Origin of the sequence: Streptomyces griseoruber, assembly GCF_001514205.1 — a bacterium.
GTDB classification, from domain to species: Bacteria; Actinomycetota; Actinomycetes; order Streptomycetales; family Streptomycetaceae; genus Streptomyces; species Streptomyces griseoruber.
The window spans coordinates 548,429-567,170 of the sequence record NZ_KQ948763.1 but is presented as its reverse complement, the minus strand read 5'-3'; the positions used below and the strand labels follow the sequence as shown (position 1 = coordinate 567,170).

At 73.2% G+C, this 18,742-nt stretch carries 17 protein-coding genes; 8 read left to right on the top strand and 9 right to left on the bottom strand.

The annotated features are described in order from the left end of the window. Positions 1-46 precede the first annotated feature (46 nt). Entirely contained in the window at positions 47-1,672 is a 1,626-nt protein-coding gene (gene aceB / locus AQJ64_RS02390; protein ID WP_055638732.1) for a malate synthase A, read from the top strand. Here aceB and AQJ64_RS02385 read toward each other — a convergent pair. Genes AQJ64_RS02385 through AQJ64_RS02375 form a run of 3 tightly spaced genes read right to left on the bottom strand, consistent with a single transcriptional unit; the run spans position 1,662 to position 4,438 of the window. Next, positions 1,662-1,955: an Rdx family protein gene (locus tag AQJ64_RS02385; RefSeq protein WP_055638731.1), complete on the bottom strand. Its 294-nt coding sequence runs from the start codon at positions 1,953-1,955 to the stop codon at positions 1,662-1,664. The genes aceB and AQJ64_RS02385 overlap by 11 nt on opposite strands. Next, positions 1,952-2,866 carry a HipA family kinase gene (locus AQJ64_RS02380; protein WP_055638730.1) on the bottom strand — a complete coding sequence of 305 codons (915 nt, stop codon included), beginning with the start codon at positions 2,864-2,866 and terminating at the stop codon, positions 1,952-1,954. The genes AQJ64_RS02385 and AQJ64_RS02380 overlap by 4 nt, the downstream gene beginning before the upstream one ends. Before the next feature lie 33 nt (positions 2,867-2,899). Next, on the bottom strand, positions 2,900-4,438 hold the full coding sequence (locus AQJ64_RS02375; protein ID WP_059202361.1) for an IucA/IucC family protein: 1,539 nt from the start codon (positions 4,436-4,438) through the stop codon (positions 2,900-2,902). 95 nt (positions 4,439-4,533) lie between these two features. On the opposite strand from AQJ64_RS02375, the gene AQJ64_RS02370 reads away from it, so the two are divergent. The 3 genes from AQJ64_RS02370 to AQJ64_RS02360 all read left to right on the top strand — a co-directional run bounded on the left by AQJ64_RS02370 (position 4,534) and on the right by AQJ64_RS02360 (position 8,193). Then, a complete protein-coding gene (locus AQJ64_RS02370; RefSeq protein ID WP_055635444.1) occupies positions 4,534-6,042 on the top strand; it encodes an IucA/IucC family protein in 1,509 nt (502 codons plus the stop codon). A 79-nt stretch (positions 6,043-6,121) separates the two neighbouring features. Continuing rightward, positions 6,122-7,384 carry a VWA domain-containing protein gene (locus tag AQJ64_RS02365; protein ID WP_055635443.1) on the top strand — a complete coding sequence of 421 codons (1,263 nt, stop codon included), beginning with the start codon at positions 6,122-6,124 and terminating at the stop codon, positions 7,382-7,384. Then, the gene (locus AQJ64_RS02360; protein ID WP_055635442.1) at positions 7,384-8,193 is read left to right on the top strand and encodes a hypothetical protein; all 810 of its coding nucleotides are present in this window, start codon (positions 7,384-7,386) and stop codon (positions 8,191-8,193) included. Before AQJ64_RS02365 ends, AQJ64_RS02360 begins: the two co-directional genes overlap by 1 nt. 60 nt (positions 8,194-8,253) lie before the next feature. On the opposite strand, the gene AQJ64_RS02355 is transcribed toward AQJ64_RS02360, so the two are convergent. Further along, entirely contained in the window at positions 8,254-8,880 is a 627-nt protein-coding gene (locus AQJ64_RS02355) for a winged helix-turn-helix transcriptional regulator (RefSeq protein ID WP_055635441.1), read from the bottom strand. An 87-nt stretch (positions 8,881-8,967) separates the two neighbouring features. Between AQJ64_RS02355 and AQJ64_RS02350 the strand changes: the two genes are divergently transcribed. Further along, positions 8,968-10,176, top strand: a complete 1,209-nt coding sequence (locus tag AQJ64_RS02350; protein WP_055635440.1) for a pyridoxal phosphate-dependent aminotransferase — start codon at positions 8,968-8,970, stop codon at positions 10,174-10,176. A gap of 7 nt (positions 10,177-10,183) precedes the next feature. Here the strand turns inward: AQJ64_RS02350 and AQJ64_RS02345 are convergent, their stop codons facing one another. Continuing rightward, entirely contained in the window at positions 10,184-13,012 is a 2,829-nt protein-coding gene (locus tag AQJ64_RS02345; RefSeq protein WP_055635439.1) for a hypothetical protein, read from the bottom strand. 164 nt (positions 13,013-13,176) lie between these two features. Here AQJ64_RS02345 and AQJ64_RS02340 point away from each other — a divergent pair, with 164 nt between their 5' ends. From AQJ64_RS02340 to AQJ64_RS02330, 3 genes are all read left to right on the top strand, one after another. Then, a complete protein-coding gene (locus AQJ64_RS02340; protein ID WP_055635438.1) occupies positions 13,177-13,770 on the top strand; it encodes a histidine phosphatase family protein in 594 nt (197 codons plus the stop codon). A gap of 50 nt (positions 13,771-13,820) precedes the next feature. Next, positions 13,821-14,462 carry a hypothetical protein gene (locus AQJ64_RS02335; RefSeq protein WP_055635437.1) on the top strand — a complete coding sequence of 214 codons (642 nt, stop codon included), beginning with the start codon at positions 13,821-13,823 and terminating at the stop codon, positions 14,460-14,462. Positions 14,463-14,623: 161 nt separating this feature from the next. Further along, a complete protein-coding gene (locus tag AQJ64_RS02330) occupies positions 14,624-15,463 on the top strand; it encodes a chitosanase (protein ID WP_055635436.1) in 840 nt (279 codons plus the stop codon). A gap of 50 nt (positions 15,464-15,513) precedes the next feature. Here the strand turns inward: AQJ64_RS02330 and AQJ64_RS02325 are convergent, their stop codons facing one another. The 4 genes from AQJ64_RS02325 to uraD are packed head-to-tail and all read right to left on the bottom strand — an operon-like array spanning position 15,514 to position 18,739. Further along, the gene (locus AQJ64_RS02325; RefSeq protein ID WP_055635435.1) at positions 15,514-16,893 is read right to left on the bottom strand and encodes an 8-oxoguanine deaminase; all 1,380 of its coding nucleotides are present in this window, start codon (positions 16,891-16,893) and stop codon (positions 15,514-15,516) included. Between the two features lie 11 nt (positions 16,894-16,904). Further along, complete coding sequence (gene pucL, locus AQJ64_RS02320) at positions 16,905-17,810, bottom strand: factor-independent urate hydroxylase (protein WP_055635434.1); 906 nt, start codon at positions 17,808-17,810, stop codon at positions 16,905-16,907. Positions 17,811-17,816: 6 nt separating this feature from the next. After that, positions 17,817-18,212 carry a hydroxyisourate hydrolase gene (gene uraH, locus AQJ64_RS02315; RefSeq protein WP_055635433.1) on the bottom strand — a complete coding sequence of 132 codons (396 nt, stop codon included), beginning with the start codon at positions 18,210-18,212 and terminating at the stop codon, positions 17,817-17,819. Further along, positions 18,209-18,739: a 2-oxo-4-hydroxy-4-carboxy-5-ureidoimidazoline decarboxylase gene (uraD, locus tag AQJ64_RS02310; RefSeq protein WP_055635432.1), complete on the bottom strand. Its 531-nt coding sequence runs from the start codon at positions 18,737-18,739 to the stop codon at positions 18,209-18,211. The genes uraH and uraD overlap by 4 nt, the downstream gene beginning before the upstream one ends. Positions 18,740-18,742 lie beyond the last annotated feature (3 nt).

Here is an 18,742-nt window from a genome sequence, read left to right as displayed (position 1 = left end):
TTTACCAGGGCACCCGGTCCCACGCTCGCTGAAGGAAGTGACGTTCATGTCCGCACCAGCGCCGTCCCCGCTGGCCATCGTCGACGCCGAGCCCCTGCCGCGGCAGGAGGAGGTCCTCACCGGGGCCGCCCTCGCCTTCGTGGCCGAGCTGCACCGGCGGTTCACCCCGCGCCGCGACGAACTCCTCGCCCGCCGCGCGGAGCGCCGCGCCGAGATCGCCCGCACCTCCACGCTCGACTTCCTGCCGGAGACCGCCGCGATCCGCGCCGACGACTCCTGGCGGGTGGCCCCCTGCCCGGCCGCCCTGGAGGACCGCCGGGTGGAGATCACCGGCCCCACCGACCGCAAGATGACCATCAACGCCCTCAACTCGGGGGCGCGGATCTGGCTCGCGGACTTCGAGGACGCCTCCGCGCCCACCTGGGAGAACGTGATCCTGGGGCAGGTCAACATGGCCGACGCCTACACCCGCGCCATCGACTTCACGGACGCGGCGAGCGGCAAGTCGTACGCCCTGCGGCCGGACGAGGAGCTGGCGACGGTCGTCATGCGCCCGCGCGGCTGGCACCTCGACGAGCGGCACCTGGTCGACGGGGACGGCACCCCGGTCCCCGGCGCCCTCGTCGACTTCGGCCTGTACTTCTTCCACAACGCGCAGCGGCTGCTCGACCTCGGCAAGGGCCCGTACTTCTACCTCCCGAAGACGGAGTCGCACCTCGAAGCCCGGCTGTGGAACGAGGTGTTCGTCTTCGCGCAGGACCACATCGGCATCCCGCAGGGCACGGTCCGCGCCACCGTCCTGATCGAGACGATCACCGCCGCGTACGAGATGGAGGAGATCCTCTACGAACTCCGCGACCACGCCTCGGGACTGAACGCGGGCCGCTGGGACTATCTGTTCTCCATCGTGAAGAACTTCCGGGACGGCGGGCCGAAGTTCGTCCTCCCGGACCGCAACCAGGTCACGATGACCGCCCCGTTCATGCGCGCGTACACCGAACTCCTGGTGCGCACCTGCCACAAGCGCGGCGCGCACGCGATCGGCGGCATGGCGGCCTTCATCCCCTCCCGCCGGGACCCCGAGGTCAACAAGGTGGCCTTCGAGAAGGTCCGTGCCGACAAGGACCGGGAGGCGGGCGACGGCTTCGACGGCTCCTGGGTCGCCCACCCCGACCTGGTGCCGATCGCGATGGAGTCCTTCGACAAGGTCCTCGGCGACCGGCCGAACCAGAAGGACCGCCTCCGCGAGGACGTCCGGGTCGAGGCCGCCGAGCTGATCGCGGTCGACTCGCTGGACGCCAGGCCCAGCTACCCGGGGCTGGTCAACGCCGTGCAGGTGGGCATCCGGTACATCGAGGCCTGGCTGCGCGGCCTGGGCGCGGTCGCCATCTTCAACCTCATGGAGGACGCGGCCACCGCCGAGATCTCCCGCTCGCAGGTCTGGCAGTGGATCAACGCGGGCGTGGAGTTCGAGAACGGCGAGAAGGCGACCCCGGAACTGGCCCGGAAGGTCGCCGCCGAGGAACTCGCCGGCCTCCGCGCCGAGCTGGGCGAGGAGGCCTTCGCCGCCGGTCACTGGCAGCAGGCGCACGACCTGTTCCTGGAGGTCGCCCTCGACGAGGAATACGTCGACTTCCTCACCCTGCCCGCGTACCGGCAGCTCAGGGGCTGACGTCCGTCGCGCGGTCGGAGTGGCCCAGGGGCTTCCCCGGGGCCACCCGGTCGCGGACCAGCCGCTTGACCGCCGTCGGCTCGGGGAAGCCCTGCTCGCGGCGGTCCCACACCACCTCGTCGTTCACCCGCACGACGAAGACCCCGCCCTTGCCCGGCTTCAGCGCGAGCTCCGTCAGCTCGGTCTCGAACGTCGTCAGCAGTTCCTGCGCCAGCCAGGCGGCGCGCGGCAGCCAGCGGCACTGGGTGCAGTACTCGATCTCGACGCGTTGGCTGTCACTCATCCGAGGTGCACCGACCAATCCTGTTCCGCCGCCGGCTTGCCGTGCAGGTCGGGGACCCGCTTGAGCCAGCCCGGACGGCCCTGCTGGGTACGTGCCGCCCGGAGGGCCTCCTCGGCGGCGAGTTCCTCCCGTGCGGGGAAGTCGGTGGGGAGCCAGGCCGCGGAGGCCTCCACGCGCGCGTGGAGGTAGTCCACGTACGCCGTCCTGATGTCGTCCGGCGTGGCGAAGCCCTCCTCGCCGAGCAGCCAGGCGTCCGGCACCTCGGCCACGATGTCCCGCAGCAGCTCCCGGGTCACCCTCGGTGCCAGTTCCGCGTCGGCGGCGCGCACGTCCGGGCCGTAGTGGCCGAGGGCGTGGTGGCGGAAGTCGTAGGCCTTGGTGGGGTCGGAGGCGTCCCAGCGGTGGTGGAAGACGAGGGCGGCGCCGTGGTCGATCAGCCACAGGCGCGGCGGCGCGATGCCGAGGGTGGGCCAGATCATCAGGTTGGAGCTGTGGACCGTGCGGTCGACGTTGACCGTGAGGGCGTCCAGCCAGACGACCTTCCCGGCCTCCCGCGGATCCACCGGGAAGGCCTTCGCCACCTCCGGTGTGAAGTCCTGCGCGCCCGGGAGGTAGTCCATCCCGAGGTTGAGGCCCGCGCTCGCGCCGTGCAGGTCGCGCACCTCCTGGTGGGGCTCGTCGTCGGCGATCGCGGGGTCGAAGTGCACCAGGACCAGCTCGGGGAAGCGCAGCCCCAGCGCCCGGGCCAGCTCGCCCACGATCACCTCGGCGACCAGCGCCTTGCGGCCCTGCGCGGAGCCGGTGAACTTCACGACGTAGGTCCCGAGGTCGTCGGCCTCGACGACTCCGGGCACGGAGCCGCCGGACCGCAGCGGGGTCACGTATCGGACGGCAGTCACTTCGCGCAGCACGGACGCCAGCCTAATGGAGATGTCTGATTCGGATCAGGTGCGGGCCAGCGGGTTCGGCAGGGGCAGGTAGCGGGCGTCGGCACCGTCCGCGCCGGTCCAGCGCAGCAGCAGGTTGGTCTTGCCGGGCAGGGTGGGGGCGGTGAGCAGGGCGTGCGCCTCGGGCAGGTCGTGGCGGGCCAGCTCGCGGCGGACCGCGGGCCAGGGGTCGAGGCCGGGGTGCCGCTCGGCGAGGACGGCGGCGATCTCGGTGAGGTGGTTGACGACCAGGCAGTACACCAGCCGCTCCCAGCCGGCCGCCCGCTCCACGTCCGTGAGGAGTTTGACGCCCTCGGCGTCCCGGAACAGCGCCTGCACCGGCAGGCCGGCCGCGTCGACGGCGACCAGCGTGTTCTGCAGGTGCGCCTCGAGGACGACGCCGTGCTCGGCGAAGACCGTGAGCGCGGGCGGCACGACGGCCCGCAGATACGCCTCCCACCAGGCCGCCGGGTCCGTCGCGGTGTCGAGCGGGCTGCCCGCGAACCCCTCCGTGAGGCCCGCCGCGAGCAGCGGGGTGGCACCGGGCGGCACCGGGCCGTCGAGGCCGTCGCGGACCAGGACGGCGAGTTCCTCGAAGGCGAAGGACGCGGTGCGGTAGCCGCGGTCGCTGAGCCAGGCCGCCGGGCCGTCGAGGGCGGCGAAGGCGCGGGTGACGGCCGCGTCGGTGCGGCGCAGCTTCAGCAGGTCGTGCCGCCACAGCCGGCGGACGTCGTTGGTGATGCGCACGTCGAGGCTGAACTTCAGGAACAGGTCGCGCCCGGGCGCGTACAGGGTGCGCACGGCGGCCGTCGGCCAGGCCTCGAAGGGGGTCGTGCCGAGCCGCAGGAGACGGCCGTCGGCGAACGCGGGGGCCAGGTCCCGGGCCGTCAGGTCGAGCTGCCAGGGGTGGGCGGGCAGCAGCCGGTAGCCGGCCGGGGCCTCGCCGAGGGCGTCGAGCGCACGGGTGTCGCCCTCCTCGACGACCAGGTCCTCGCGGACGGCCAGGAGGATGAGGGGGAAGCGGGCGTGCGCCTCCGGGGCGTACGGCAGCCAGCCGGTCACCGGGCCCCCGCCGCGCGCCTTGGGGGCGGGGTGGTGGGGGTGGCCGGTGACGAGGGACTGCTCGGAGAGCAGATAGCGGCCGGCGGGCGGGGTGGCCCGCGCGCGGGCGGCGAGCAGCGCGGCGACCGCGTCCCGGCTGTCGATCATCTCGGTGGGCAGCTCGTGGTTGGAGAGGCCGGTGTGGCGGCGCAGTTCCTCGGCGACGAGTTTGACGAGTTCGGGGTGGCCGAGCGGCCGCCAGGTGTCCGCCGTGCGCAGCTCGGGTCCGGCGGGGCGGCGGGTGCCGCGCACGCGCAGCAGCCGGCCGGTGCCGGGCAGCCGGTACACGCGCCCGCCGTCCGGCCCGGGGGGCTCGGGCAGCGGCTCGGCCACCTCCCTCAGGAGGCAGTTGAGCAGCGGCGCGACCGCGCAGGCGTCGGCCCGGCCGTCGTCCACGGCGGGGTCGGCGGGCCCGGCGGCCTCGGCGGGCGGGGGGATGAGGTCCACGCGTTGCACTCGTTCCCTACGGTTCTTCTGGGCGGAGATGATCAGTATCGCTGTCGTCGCGACCCCTCCGTGACTCACGTACCCGCACCCCGAGGAGCCCATCCGTGGACCGACCGCCCACCGCCGAGGCCGAGGTGGCCGCCGAACTCTCCGCGCTGCGTCCGGACCTCGTCCCCCGGTACGCCGCGGCGCTGCCCGGCGCCCGGGCGGCCGTGCTGACCCGGCTGTGGCGGGCGCTCGCGCACGAGCCGCTGCCGTGGATCACCGGCCGGGAGTTCGGCCGGGACGCTCTCGTGCTGCGGCTGGCGGACGGCCGCCGGCTGCACGGACCGCGCGCCGACCCGTACGCGACCGACGGGTATGTGACCCGGGTACGGCTGGACTCGGCGGCGTACGACGATCCCGCGCGCCTGATGACGGCGCTGGCGGTGCCCCACGGCGGGGGCTTCGCCGCCGAGCTGGGGCACAGCGCGGCGTCGCTCGCGCTGTCGCGGGCCGGGCAGGAGCCCGTGGCACCGAAGGAGCCGGTGCACGACTGGGAGTGGGAGCAGCGGGTGGTCGACGGGCATCCGTATCACCCCAACTGCCGTTCCCGGCCCGGCTTCTCGGTCGCCGAGCAGCTGGCGTACGGTCCGGAGCACCGGCCGGTGGTGCGGCTGGCGCTGGTGCCGGTGCCGGCCGCGGAGTGCGTGGTGTCGGGTGAGTGGCCGGACGACCTGCGGGACGGGGAGCGGCTGCTGATCCCGGTGCATCCGTGGCAGGCGGCGCATGTCCTGAAGCGGTCCGGCGGGCAGGAGGTGCCGGCGCATCCGCTGATGTCGCTGCGGACGCTGGCGCTGCCCGGCGGGCCGCATGTGAAGACCTCGCTGAGCGCCCGGCTGACGTCCTCGGTGCGGGACATCTCGGTGGGGTCCGTCGCCGCGTCGGCGGCCCTGTCGGCGTTCGCGGAGACCCTCGCCGCGCGCACGGACGGCCTGCTGCACGTCACGCGCACGCTCGGCGCGGCCACCCCCGACTCCCCCGAACTCGCCGCCGTGCTGCGGGAGTCGCCGGCGGTGTACGCCGGTCCGGGCGAGCGCGTCGTCCCGGTGGCCGCCCTCGCCGGCACCGGCCTGCCCGCGTCCCCGGCCTGGACGGCGCGGTTCGCCCGCCTGGCCCTCACCGTCGGGCTGCGGCTGCTGGAGCTGGGGGTGGCGCTGGAGGCGCACGGGCAGAATCTGCTTCTGGTGCTGTCGGCGTCGGGGGCCCCGCTGCGGCTGGTCTACCGCGATCTCGCCGACATCCGCGTCGGGCCCGCCCGGCTGGCCCGGCACGGTGTCGCGCTGCCCGAGGGCCTGCCCGCGCGGATCCTCACCGACGAGGAGTGGGCCCTGCGGCGCAAGCTGTTCGGCTCGCTGGTGGCGGGGTCGCTGGCGGCGACGGCGGGCAGCGGTACGGCCCTGGGCGCGGCGCTCGGCACCGCCGTACGGGATCTGCCGCGCACCCCCGATCTGGTGGCGCTGTGCGAGCGGCCGCTGCCGGCGAAGGCGCTGACACTGATGCGGCTTACGTCCGGCACGGCCGGGGACCAGTGGGCCGAGCTGCCCAACCCGCTTGCGGAACACGGGAACTGACCTCGTATCCGGTGTGCGTTCACGCGCTGTAGTCGACCCCGTTTTGTGGCGGGACACCCCTGATCAATAAGATCCGCCGATGATCAGAACACAACGGCTGGCGGCGGGCGTCTGCGCCCTGCTCGCCGCGCTCACGGCCGGGCTCGCGTTCCCGGCCGGGGCGGTCGCCGACGAGACCACCGCCCTCGCGCCCAAGGTCGACCTGGTCCTCGACGTCAGCGGTTCGATGCGGACGAAGGACATCGACGGCGGGACGCGGATGGCCGCGGCCAAGCAGGCGTTCAACGAGGTGCTGGACGCGACCCCGGAGACCGTCCTCCTCGGCATCCGCACCCTCGGCGCCAACTACCCGGGCGACGACCAGAAGACGGGCTGCAAGGACACCGCGCAGCTCTACCCGGTCGGCCAGGTGGACCGCACCGAGGCCAAGGCGGCGGTGGCGACCCTGTCCCCCACCGGCTGGACGCCGATCGGTCCCGCGCTGCTGAAGGCGGCCGACGACCTCGACGGCGGCACCGGCTCCAAGCGGATCGTGCTGATCAGCGACGGCGAGGACACCTGCGCCCCGCTCGACCCGTGCGAGGTGGCCCGGGAGATCGCGGCCAAGGGCATCGGGCTGACCATCGACACCCTGGGCCTGGTGCCCAACACGAAGATGCGCCAGCAGCTCAGCTGTATCGCCGAGGCCACCGGCGGCACCTACACCTCGGTCGAGCACACCGACGAACTCACCGACAAGGTGAACCAGTTGGTGGACCGGGCGGCCGACCCGGTGGTGACGCCGGTCGCCACCGAGGGCAAGGACTCCTGCCAGGCCGCGCCCACCCTGAAGTCGGGTCTGTACACCGACCGCGAGGAGTTCGGCCAGGAGCGCTGGTACCGGGTGGACGTCGAGCCGGGCCAGGAGCTGCGGGCCTCGGTGAGCGTGGCCTCCGACCGGGCGATGAACCCGGACTACGGGGTGCTGCTGCGGGCCGTCACGGTGCACGGCCGGGAGATCGTGCGCGGTGAGGCGGCGGGCAACGGCCGTACCGACGTGGTCTCGACCGGTCTGCGCTACCCGAAGGCGGAGAGCGACGACGAGGACCCGCCGGCCGAGACGGTCTGCCTCCAGGTGACGAACTCCTTCTCGGCGGGCGCCGGGGTGAAGACCACCCCCGGTATGCCGGTGGAGCTGACCGTGGACGTGGTCGACGCGCCGTCGCAGGCGAGCGATGTGGCGTCCTTCGGTCTCGGGCGCGGCTGGTGGCTGCTCGGCCTGCTGGTGCTGGTCGGCTTCCTCGCGGGTCTGATCTGGGGCTGGCTGTCACGCTGGCGTGTCGCGGTCTGGAGGACCAACTGATGCGGATCACACGAGTGCTGGGCGGCGCGCTGCTGGCGCTGGGCCTGGCGGCCGGACCGGCGACCGCCGACTCCTCGCCCTCCGCGAGCCCCTCCGGGGACGGTGCCGCGCCGACCTCGGCGGGCACCTCCTTCCGTACGGCGGTGGAGGTGGAGCAGGGACAGACGGCCACCGCGAGCGCCTCCACGGGTGACTACCTGTACTGGTCGTTCCCGGCGGACTCGGGCCAGCGACCCACCGTGAAGGCGACGGTGAAGCTGCCTCAGGCCCACCTCGCCCAGACCTGGCAGATCGATGTGTACGACGGTCTGCGGCGCCGTCAGGCCTGCCAGTACGGCGCCCAGACGCGCACCGCCGCCCAGGACGCGGCTGCGGTGGAGCTTGCGTGTGTGCTGCGCACGGTCCGCGCCTGGTCGGAGCCGTGGGCGAACGACCCGCTGCCGGGCACGTACTACGTCCGGCTGACGGCCGTCGGCCTGAAGGCGGCCGACCTGGGCCAGCCGGTGAGCGCCGAACTGCGCGTCGACTCCAAGGACATCGGCGGCGCGGCGGCCGTGGACGGCTCGCTGGCGAAGCCGCTCGTCCCGGGCATCGCCGTCAAGTCCGCCGCGGAGGACGAGGACGCGTCGGCGACGGCCGTGCTGTCGAGCATCGAGCCGGACGACGGCTGGGCCTCGGGCTGGTGGTCCGACCGCTGGGTGTGGACCGCGATCGGCGCGATCCTGGCCGCGCTGGCCGGTATCGGCGGCTACACGCTGACCCGCGGCTCGAGACGGCCGCGGCACGTACCGCCGCCCCCGGGCGCCTGACGCCCGCCCAGGAGGCCCATCACCGTGCGGTGGTGGGCCTTCGGCATGTCGGGCCTCGGGTCACGCCTCGCGCAACGCCTTCGCGAGCGTCCCCTCCCCGCTGACGGCGATCCGCCCGGCGCGCACCGCGTCCAGCACCCCCAGCTCCCCCCGGGCCACGGCCGCGCAGGTGGCGGCGTCCAGCACCAGGCGCGCGTCGGGCTCCCGGGGGGCGGGGCCGTCGCCGTGGACCGGGCCGTCCTGGGCACCGACGTACAGGTGGAAGTCCCCTTCGTCCAGGTGGACTTCGAGGAGCCCCTCACCGTCCAGCGCCCGCAGCAGCGGCAGCGCGAACCAGTGGGCGCGGACCGCGTCGGTGGGGCGGCGCTCGCCGAGTTCGCCCTCGCCCCACCGGCCCAGCGCCTGGAGCACCGGCAGCAACTCCCGCCCGCGTGAGGTGAGTTCGTAGACATAGGCGGCTCCCGGCGGGGGCAGCCGACGGCGGCTGGCCAGGCCGTCGCGTTCCATGTCCCTCAGCCGTCCGGCGAGCACGTCCGTGCTGACGCCCGGCAGGTCGGCGTGCAGGTCCGTGTACCGGCGCGGGCCCGCGAGCAGCTCCCGGACGATCAGCAGGGTCCAGCGGTCCCCGACGGCGTCGAGCGCGCGGGCGGCGGAACAGTACTGGTCGTAGCTTCGACGAGGTGACATGCGACGCAGTCTAGACATGTCGTTGGACTTTCCAAGCTGGAACTTGGTAAAACCAAGCAACACACGAAACCGGAGGGGCGAGCGCGCATGGAGTTCCGGCAGTCGAACAAGCTCAGCGAGGTCTGCTACGAGATCCGCGGCCCGGTGGTCGAGCACGCCAACGCACTGGAGGAGGCGGGCCACAGCGTGCTCCGCCTGAACACCGGCAACCCCGCGCTCTTCGGTTTCGAGGCGCCGGAGGAGATCCTCCAGGACATGATCCGGATGCTGCCGAAGGCGCACGGCTACACCGACTCGCGCGGCATCCTCTCCGCCCGCCGGGCCGTGGCCCAGCGCTACCAGACCCTGGGCCTGGAGGTCGGCGTCGACGACGTCTTCCTGGGCAACGGCATCTCCGAACTGATCGCCATGGCCGTACAGGCGCTGGTCGAGGACGGCGACGAGATCCTCATCCCCGCCCCCGACTTCCCCCTCTGGACGGCGGTGACCACCCTCGCGGGCGGCAAGGCGGTCCACTACCTCTGCGACGAACAGGCCGACTGGTACCCCGACCTGGACGACATGGCGTCGAAGATCACGGACCGCACCAAGGCCGTGGTCATCATCAACCCCAACAACCCCACCGGCGCCGTCTACCCCAAGGAGATCGTCGAGGGCATCCTCGACCTCGCCCGCCGGCACGGCCTGATGGTCTTCGCCGACGAGATCTACGACCAGATCCTGTACGACGACGCCGTGCACCACTCGGCCGCCGCGCTCGCCCCCGACCTGGTCGTGCTGACCTTCTGCGGGCTGTCGAAGACCTACCGGGTGGCGGGCTTCCGCTCGGGCTGGCTGGTGGTCACGGGCCCCAGGCAGCACGCGCGCGACTACCTGGAGGGCCTGACCATGCTGGCCTCCATGCGGCTGTGCGCCAACGCGCCCGCCCAGTACGCCATCCAGGCCGCGCTCGGCGGCCGCCAGTCCATCCGCGACCTCACCACGCCGGGCGGCCGGCTGCACGAGCAGCGGAACGTGGCCTGGGAGAAGCTCAACGAGATCCCGGGCGTGTCCTGTGTGAAGCCGAAGGGCGCGCTGTACGCGTTCCCGCGCATCGACCCCAAGGTCCACCCGATCCACGACGACGAGAAGTTCGTCCTGGACCTGCTGCTCCAGGAGAAGATCCAGGTGGTCCAGGGCACCGGCTTCAACTGGCCCACGCCCGACCACTTCCGCATCCTGACCCTCCCGCACGCGGAGGACCTGGAGACGGCGATCGGGCGGATCGGGCGGTTCCTCAGCGGCTACCGGCAGTAGGGGCGGGTCAGGCGGCAGGCGGGCAGGGGTCTTCCCGTTTCCCTCCGAGGCCCCGGTAGTCGGCCTCGACCGTGTGCTGGACCCCGGCTTCCCGGTAGACCTCGAAGAGGGCCACGGTGTGCCCGCACGGCGCCCGGCGCCGGTCGGGGCTCAGATCGATCCGGCCGCCGGCGCCCTTGCCGTTCTTCCTCTTCAGCAGCTCCCCGTTGACGAACTCGGGCCGGAAGCGGGCCACCTTGGCCGCGTCGTACAGGACGGTCGTGGCGTCGTACGCCAGAGCCATGGTCCCGTCGTCGAACAGCGGATCGCTCTCCCGCGGCGCCTCCCCGCCCAGGACGGCGGCGATGTGCGTGGGCAGCGTCGAGGAGGGGAGGGTGTGCTCGGGAGCCGCCAGCGCCGCGTAATAGAGCGTCACATCACCGGTGAGCCGCTCCTGGCTCGCCGTGGCCAGCGTCTTGCTCGCGTCGTCCCCGGTCATGATCGTCAGCTTTTCGGGGACGCAGTCCGATTCCGAGACCGCGTCGGCCAGTTCGGGCAGTTTCTCGGCCCTGCCCGTGAAGTAGAGGGCGGTCACCTCGTCCCTGTCGCACAGCTCCTCACGCACCTCGGCCACATCGTCGTAGACGACCCTCGCGGCCGTGAGCTTCGCGGTCTTCTCCAGGGCCGCCTCGGCGTCGTCCGCCTGCTGCCGGCTGTACATGTCCCGGGTGCCCCTCGGCGTCAGGATCAGCACCTCGCCGGGCTCCACGGCCACCCTGCCCGAGTCGACGGCTTCCTGGAAGGCCCGGGCCTCCTCCTTGTTCGTGGCCGCGAGACCGAAGTAGTTCGTGTACCGCGACGCCAGACGGTCGTCGGAGTTCTGGGGGCTCAGCACGTTCAGTCCCGCCCTCAGCAGACGCCGTACCGAGCCGTGCGTCTCCTCGTCGTCCCTGCTGAAACCGACCACCCCCAGCACCTCGTCCGGGTGGTCGTGCGCGTAGTCGACGATGCGGGTGACCGCCTTGGCCTGCTGCCGCATCAGATGTCCGCCGTTGGCCACCTCGACGACGACCTCGGGGTGCTCGGCGTCCCCGGCGCCGTCCCGGGCGTTGAGGGCCTTCTGCCGGGCGTGGACGCCGGCGAGTTCCCTCAGGCCGTTCAGTGCGGTGACCGCGTTGCGCTCGCCGCCGGTGCTCAGCTCGCCCGCGTAGAACACGACCACGTGCCGCCCGGACCGGGCGTCGGCGTTCTCGTCCGCGATGCGTTCCATCAGACGGGCCAGATCGGTCCCCGCGGCCCCCTTGCCGTCGCCGGGGGTGCCGTACGCCCTGCCGTCCAGCCGCACCCCGCCGTCCGGGGCGAACACCACGTTGCCGTCCGAGATGCCGACGCACTCGCCTTCCACGACCTCGGTGGCGCGGTCGAAGGCGTGGAGCCGGCGGTGGTCGCAGTTCTCCGGCTGCGCGCCCGCGTACATCCCGGCGCCGGTCAGCACGCCCGTCACGGTCAGCACGGCGAGCGCGCGCGGAGCGCCCCGCACCCAGGTGGGCGGGCCGATCGGCGACGCGTCGTGGGCCTGGGTGCCGGTCGCGTCGAGCAGGGCGGCCGGCAGGCGGATCGGCAGCACCCAGGGCAGGCTGGCGGCGGCGCTCGGGGACTGGCCGACCCTCAGATGGTCACGGACCCAGGCCCAGTACAGGGCGGTGGGATCGGGGTCGGTGTCCGGGTGCGTGAACGCCGGCGCCAGCACGCTGCGGACGTGCAGTTCGGCCTCGTCCGCCCGGGTCAGGCCCGCGACGACGAGGAGCGGGTCGAGCTCGCTGCGGCGGCTGCGCACGTCGCTGATGACACGGAGCAGGGTGATCCCTCCGTTCGCGCGGCAGGCCCGCGGGACGAACACGACCGGCGGGGTGGCATGCCGGCGGACCCGCAGCAGCGGGCGGGGCCGGAAGTTGTGGCGCAGGTCGTCCAGGAGGGCCAGGGTGCGCAGTTCGAGATAGAACTGGCGGGCCCGCTCCCGCTGGGGGCTCTCGGTCTCCTCGCACGCCCGCCGGAAGGTCCGGGCCACCTCGTGCACGCGGGCCGCGCGGGTGGCCCGGGACTGCCGGGGCCGCCAGATCGACCAGACCGGCGCGGATTCGCTGGCGGCGGCCACGAACGTGGTGGTCGCGAGCCAGCGGCCGGCCGGACCGTGCCAGGGCAGCAGCCCCTCGTGGTGGCGTGACCAGGCTCCGCCCAGCGCCACCAGCAGCAGCCCGGCCAGCAGACCCACCACGAGCACTCCGTTCACCGCCGCGACACCCCCGAGCGTCGCGACGACCGCCGCGCCGACGAGGTTGGCCGGGCTCATCGCCGCCCGCAGCGCCTGCTGCGCCCAGCCGTCGCCCGCGTCGCCGGTCGCGCGGGGCCGCCAGCGCATCCGCTCCAGCCGGGGCAGGACACCCTGCTCGTCCTCGGCGGCCACGACCTGCTCGACGGCCTCCAGCAACCCCGACCGAGGGAAGGCGTACGTCTCGGAGTGCGGCCGGTGGCGGCTCTCCCACGGCTTGCCGGCCAGGTCAACGAGGACCGCCAGACCTCGCTGGAAGTCGTCGCCCGCCCGCTCCGCCTCGACCACCCGGCACCGCAGCCCCCGCCGCAGGTGCAGCTCCCGCAGGAACTCCACGCCCTTGCGGACGTCGTCGTCCGCGGTCGCCGTACCGCCCCGCTCCGCCACCGCGTGCAGAGCCAGCAGCGGCATCGGCGTGCGCAGCGGATGGAACTCGCTCACCAACTGCGTGCACAGTCTCACCACCCGGTCCGTCGCGCTGTTGGGCGCGTAGTCCGTCCCGCCCGTGCGCTGTCCCCACGCCGCCACTCGACCTCCCGCGTCCGCTCGTGCTCCCGGCGCCGGTCTCCGAAGGTAGGAGGCCGGGACGCCCGCACGGACCGGACGGCCGAAGACTTCACCCGCACGAGTGCGGACGGCGCCGGGCCGTCCTCGTGTCGTACGCCGCCGATCACTGCCGTACCCTGACAAATGTGGCCGATCTCCTCCTCGTCCGGCACGGTGAGACCGAGTGGTCGCGCTCCGGACGGCACACGGGCTGGACGGACGTTCCGCTGACCGAGCACGGGCGGGACGAGGCACGGCGGCTGACCGCGCTCATCGGGTCGCTGCGGATCGGCGCCGCCTACGTCAGCCCGCTGGAGCGGGCCCGTGAGACGGCGGAACTCGCCGGGCTGTACGACGCCCGGGTCGACGCCGATCTGCGCGAGTGGGACTACGGCGGGTACGAGGGCGTCACGACCGCCGAGATCCAGCGGGGGCGGCCCGGCTGGTTCCTGTTCGACGACGGGGTGACGCCGGGCCCGCCCGAGCACCCCGGGGAGACGCCCGAGGAGGTCGGCGAGCGGGCCGACCGGGTGCTGGCGAGGGCGCTGGGGGCCGGTGCCGACGAGGATGTGGCGCTGGTGGCGCACGGGCACTTCCTGCGGGTGCTGACCGCCCGCTACCTCGGACTCGCCCCGTCGGCCGGGGCGCTGTTCCGGCTGACCACCGGCACACTGGGCCGGCTCGGCACGGAGCACGGGCGGCCGGTGATCGCCGCCTGGAATGTCAGTCCCGGGCCGTAGCCTTCGAGTGGGCCCGTCGCAGGGCCGGACTCGACAGGGGGGAGTACGCCATGACCCGGCCGCCGACCGCCGCGCAACGGCGGGTGATCGACGCAGCCGAACCCGTCACGGGCCGGCTCAGGGGTACGGAGGCACAGCTCGCGGCGCTGGTGCGGCGGGGGCTCGCCTTCCGGCATCCGCGGCCGCCGCACGACCACTTCCTGACCCCGGCGGGACACCGGATGCGGGAGACGGAGCCGGAGACGGCGAACACCCCGGCGCCCGACGCCCCGAAGCGGGAGACCGGCGCCGGGGTGTTCGCCGCGCGGGTCGGCGGTGAGGAGGACACCGGCGCGGACGGCCCGGCTCGTGCGCGGGAGGTGCACAGCGCCTGGCAGGGCCTGCTGGAGCTGCGCCGGATGACCCATCCGGACGGAGCGGTGGACCGCCCCTGCGGCTGGGAGCGCACCCACCTGGTGCGAGCCGCCGCCCTCGCCCTGGAGGCCGCGGGGCACCGCCCCGCCGGGCCGGACACCGACGGCTACCGGGTCCGGGCGACCCCTCAGCCGGAGGCCGTCGCCGTGCGCGGACCGGACGACGCGACGCTGAGCGCCTGTGCGGCGACCCTGGAGAAGGCGGGCTGGCAGGTGGGCGAGCACACCGATCCCCGGAGCAGGGCGCGCTATCTGCTGGCTTCCCCGCGCCGGGTGTGAGGGACGAAGCCGGCGACGGACCCGGCCCTGTTCGGGCTGTGGCGCGGGCCGGGCCGGTTCATGGCCGTGTCCGGCTCACAGCACCGTCCCACCTGTGTCCCACGGCATTCCCAAGATCCTGCGGCAGGCTCAACCGCCTTTGACAGCGCCCTACTTGGGAGATGACGTTGCCCTTCCCGCACGCACGAGCCACCCGCCGCACCCTGCTCGCCGCCCTCGGTGCCGCGGCGCTCGCCACGCAGTGGCCCTCGGCCGAGGCCGCCACCGCCACCGCCACTGCCACCGCCACCGCCACCGGACTGGCCGATCCGGAGAAGAAGGACATCGCGATGCGGCTGGTGTCCAGCGCGGAGAACTCGTCGCTGAACTGGAAGGCGCAGTACAAGTACATCGCGGACATCGGTGACGGCCGCGGCTACACCGGCGGGATCATCGGCTTCTGCTCCGGTACGAGCGACATGCTGGCCCTCGTCGGGCTGTACAGCGAGCGGCACCCGGACAACGCGCTGGCCGCGTATCTGCCCGCCCTGCGCACGGTGAACGGCACCGACTCGCACGAGGGTCTCGACCCGGGCTTCCCGGCCGCCTGGCGCACGGCGGCGAGGACGGCCGGGTTCCGCAAGGCCCAGCGCGACGAACGGGACCGCGTCTCCTTCGACCCGGCGGTCGCCCGGGCCAGGAAGGACGGCGTGGGCACACTCGGCCAGTTCGCCTACTACGACGCCCTCGTGATGCACGGCCCGGGCACCGACGCCCTGAGCTTCGGCGGTATCCGGGGGCGGGCCCGCGCCCACGCGGACACCCCGGCGGACGGCGGCGACGAGACGACGTATCTGCACGCCTTCCTCGACGCCCGGGTGTGGGCGATGCGGCAGGAGCCGGCGCACAGTGACGTGAGCCGGGTGGAGACGGCCCAGCGGGTGTTCCTGGACCAGGGGAACCTCGATCTGGAACCGCCGCTCAAGTGGAAGGTGTACGGCGACAGTTACGAGATCGACTGAGGCGACCGGCCGAGGGCCGTCCCCCTCGGCCGGAGGTCGGGGCGCTGCGGTCAGTCCCGCCCGGCGATCCGCGCCAGCCGCCGCGCCTCCTCGCGGGTCGCGCGGGCGATCGCGTCCTCGTCGGCGGTGAGCAGCCGGCCGTTCTCCACGATCTGACGGCCGTTCACGAAGGAGGCGGTGACCGGGGCCGCCGCACCGAGGACCAGCGCGGCGACCGGGTCGGCGATGGAGGCGTGGGCGAGGGTGTCCAGCCGCCACAGCACCAGGTCGGCGAGCTTGCCCGGCTCCAGGGAGCCGATCTCCCGGGCCCGGCCCAGCACCTGGGCGCCGCCGTAGGTGCCCAGGCGCAGTGCCTGACGGGCGTTCAGGGCGGCCTCGCGGTGCGCGCCGAGGCGGTTGACCAGCAGGGCGTTGCGCAGTTCGGTGTGGAGTTCGCCGGACTCGTTGGACGCCGTGCCGTCCACGCCGAGGCCGACCGGGACACCGGCGGCGAGCATGTCGGGGACGCGGGCGATGCCGGCGGCCAGTCGGGCGTTGGACGACGGACAGTGGGCGACGCCCGTCCTCGTCCGGGCGAAGGCGGCGATGTCGGAGTCGTTCATGTGGACGCAGTGCGCCATCCACACGTCCTCGCCGAGCCAGCCGGTGGACTCGAAGTAGTCGGTCGGGCCCATGCCGAACAGTTCGTGGCAGAACTTCTCCTCCTCGACCGTCTCCGAGCCGTGGGTGTGCAGCCGCACCCCGAGCCGGCGGGCCAGTTCGGCGCCCTGCCGCAGGAGTTCGGTGGAGACGGAGAAGGGCGAGCAGGGGGCGACGGCGACCTGGGTCATCGCGTCGAAGGAGGCGTCGTGGTGGGCGGCGACGGTCTCCTCGGTGGCGGTGAGGGCCCCGTCGAGGGTCTCGACGGCGAAGTCCGGGGGCAGTCCGCCGTCCTTCTCGCTGCGGTCCATCGAGCCACGGGCCAGGGTGAAGCGGACGCCCATGTCCCGGGCGGCGCCGATGATCGCGCCGGAGAGGTCGCCGGAGCCCCGGGGGAAGACGTAGTGGTGGTCCATGGCGGTGGTGACCCCGCCCCGGGCCATCATCGCCAGGGATCCCCGGGCCGCGGCGCGGACCATCGGCTCGTCGATGCGGGCCCAGGTCGGGTACAGGGCGACCAGCCAGTCGAAGAGGTTGTGGTCGGTGGCCAGGCCCCGGGTGATCCACTGGTAGAAGTGGTGATGGGTGTTGACCAGGCCGGGGGTGGCCAGATGACCGGTGGCGTCGATACGGCGTGCGACGTTCTCCAGGCCCTCGGGGGCCGGGCCCGCGCCGACCGCCTCGATGCGGTTGCCGGCCAGGACGAGGTGTCCGGCCGCGTACTCGGTGTCGTCGGCGTCGACGGTGGCGATCGAGCAGTTCTCGATGACGACGCGCTGGAGGGCTGCCATGGTCCGTTCCTTCAGAGGTTGGTGAGGTCCGCCGGGATCTTCGCCTCGCGGCCGTCCCTGAGGACGGTGGCCTCGATCAGGCCGTAGGGGCGGTCGGCGGCGAAGTACACGGCCCCGTCGGCGGTGTCGTTCTCGAGCCCGAACGGCGCCAGGTCCACCAGGAAGTGGTGCTTGTTCGGGAGGGAGAAACGGACCTCGTCGATCTCGTCGCGGTGGTCGATGATCCGCGCGCCCATCGCGTAGAGGGTCTGCTGGAGCGAGCGCGAGTACGTCTCGGCGAAGGCCCGCAGCAGATGCCCCTTCACCTGGACGTACGACTCCTCCCAGTCCGGCGCGTCCTCGGCGTCGTCGCTCCAGCGAAAGCGCCAGCGGGCCGAGACGTCGGTGGCGAGGACCCGGTCGTGGGCCTCGGGGAGGGTCGTGTACTTGTCCTTGACGTAGCCCCGGAACTCGGAGTCGGTCGAGTTCATCACGGTCAGGTCCCTGAGGCCGGAGACGACCTCCCAGGACGAGCCGTCGTGGGTGACCTGGGTGAGCCGGGTCTCCTGCCCCTTGCGGACGAAGGAGTGGGCGCCCTCCCCGGAGTGCTCGATGCGCTCCCAGGTGTACTCCTCGATGCGGATGCGGGCCCGGTGGATGGCGTCCTGGCCGGCCACGAAGTGCCGGGCGAGGTGGATGCCGAACTGCTCGGGGGAGTCGATGCCGTGCTCCTTGGCGAACGCGTACACCGTGTTCTTGGTGGTGTCGGTCGGCAGGACGTTGGCGTTGGAGCCCGAGTAGTGGACCTCGTCCATGTCGCCGGAGAGCGACACCGACACGTTCAGGTCCCTGATGTGGTGGGTGGCGCCGTCGCGCGTGATCCTGACGACGCGGTTCTCGGCCTTGCCGTACTGGTTCGGTCCCAGAAACGTGGGCATGGGCAGCTAGCTCCCTCGGTATACGGAGTAGCCGAACGGGTTGAGCAGCAGCGGTACGTGGTAGTGCTCGCCCGGTACGACGGCGAACGTGATCGCCACCTCCGGGAAGAACACCCCGGCACCACTGTCCCGATTCGCGGGGGCGTCCTGCTGCGCCTCGGCTCGCTGGTTCTCGAAGTACGGTGCGACCGCGAAGTCGAGCCGTACCCGGGTGGTTCCCTCCGGCAGGGCCGGGAGGTCCTTGCACCGGCCGTCCGCGTCGGTCGCGGAGCCGCCGAGCGTCTGCCACTCGGCATCCCGGCCGCCGCGTGCCGACAGTGCGACGGCGACACCCCGGGCCGGGCGGCCGACGGAGGTGTCCAGGATGTGGGTGGACACGGAGGCGGTGGTGGCGGTGCTCATGGTCGGGGTCGGTCCTCTTCGACGGGGGCGACGAGCCGGGCCAGCCGGATGAGGTTGATCCTGCCCAGTTCGGTGCGGACGATCTCGCGTTCCCGCTCCGGCGTGTTGCCGAGGCGTTCCCGGGCGGCGTCGCGCATCTGGGCGCCGGTGCGGCCGGTGGCGCAGATCAGGAAGACGTGCCCGAACTTCTCCTGGTAGGCCAGGTTGAGTTCGAGCATCTCGGCCCTGAGGTCCGCGGAGGCCGCGGCCATCCCGCGCTGCTCGCGGGCGGAGGCCGGATCACCCGGTGCGGGGCGCCCGATCGGCGGATGCCCGGCCATCGCCTCCGCCAGGTCGGCCTCGGTCAGCTCCGCCATGGCGGCGTCGCTCGCGGCGTACAGGGCGTCGGCGTCGGCGTAGGGACGGCCGGCGATCAGGCGCCGCCCCCAGGCGGCGGACGCGCACGCCTCGTGGAGGGCGGCGGCCGCCGCGTGCTCCTCCAGGTCGTTGAACCGGGCCAGACCCGGGGGCGTCGAAGTCGAAGTCACGGG